The sequence below is a fragment of the Neolewinella lacunae genome (assembly GCF_014349155.1).
GTDB classification, from domain to species: domain Bacteria; phylum Bacteroidota; class Bacteroidia; order Chitinophagales; family Saprospiraceae; genus Neolewinella; species Neolewinella lacunae.
The window spans coordinates 1-1,400 of the sequence record NZ_JACSIT010000102.1 but is presented as its reverse complement, the minus strand read 5'-3'; the positions used below and the strand labels follow the sequence as shown (position 1 = coordinate 1,400).

1 pseudogene is annotated in these 1,400 nt (G+C 59.7%); it reads right to left on the bottom strand.

Features of this window, described 5'->3' with window-relative positions:
- Positions 1-1,400, bottom strand: a pseudogene (locus H9S92_RS11210) (hypothetical protein); the annotation flags it as partial.

Below are 1,400 nucleotides of genomic sequence, written 5' to 3'. Positions count from 1 at the left end.
TGGGCGGTAGAGCGAATCATGTACTGGAAGCTGCCGCAGCCGTCGATGATCGGGCCGTTGCTCGGGTCGCTGTCCATTACCGTGATGTCAAAGCCGAAGACATCCAGGCACGCTACGTTGCCCGTCAGGATCATCCGGGGGATCAGCAGGCCCTGGCAGTCATCGTTGAGCGTCAGGTTGATCTCGCCGATGCAGGACAGGTTGGGCTGCAGGAACTGGACCGTCACGATGACCGGGGCCGTCGTTACGTTGCCGTTTACGTCCGTGGCCGTGATGAGTACTTCCACCTCACCGATGTCTTCGCAGGTGAAGAGCAGCTGGCTGGCCGTCAGGGAGGCGATGCCGCAGTTGTCCGTAGCCGTGGCCAGGTCGGCAACCGTCAGGCTGGCCGTTCCCGTGGCATTGCTCAGCACCACCGTTTGGGGGGTGACGACAATCTCGGGAGCGATGTTGTCTTCCACCGTTACCGTGGCCGTGCAGGTGGAACTGTTGCCGTTAACGTCCGTTACCGTCAGGGTAACTTCGTTAGGGCCTACGTTGGCGCAGGTGAAGTCCGTCACGTTGAGCGCAAGGCTGGCAATGCCGCAAGCATCGCTGGAGCCGTTGCCTACCACCGCAGCGGTGGTCGAGCCATTGCCGCTGACGTCAAGCTGAACGGTGACGTCCTGACACACGGCGACGGGAGGAACATTGTCTTCCACCGTGACCGTAGCCGTACAACTGCTGCTGTTGCCGCTGAAGTCAGAGACCGTAATGGGAACTTCGAAGGTGCCAACGTCTGCGCAGCCGAGGACAAAGCACTGGTCGAAGGGCGCGAAGTTGACCGCACAGTTGTCGGTAGCTTCGAACAGCGCGATCTCACAGTAGGTGCCAACGCCAGCTTCATCCAACTGAACGACGATCTCTTCACAAGTTACGATGGGTGCGATCGTATCAATTACCGTCACATCGTAAGTGCAGCTGCCCTGGTTGCCACTAGCGTCGGTGATGACAACCGTCCGCTGGAAGGTAGAATCGGCAAAAGAGCAGTCGAAGGTGCGGGCGGCAGGGCCACCAACGGTGAAGGGACCGCTCAGGTCAGCCGGGCAGTTGTCGTAGATGCTGACCACTGCGTCAGCGTTTTCAATCATCGCCACGCCCATGCTGTCGAGGGCCACTTCAATGGCTTCGCAGACGATGACGGGGACGATCGTGTCGATCACCGTTACGTCATAAGTGCAGCTGCCTTGATTGCCGCTGGCGTCGGTGATGACGACGGTGCGCTGGAAGGTAGAATCGGCAAAAGAGCAGTCGAAGGTCCGGGCTGCGGGGCCACCAACGGTGAAGGGACCACTCAGGTTATCCGGGCAGTTGTCGTAGATGCTGACTACTGCGTCAGCGTTTTCAATCATCGCCACGCC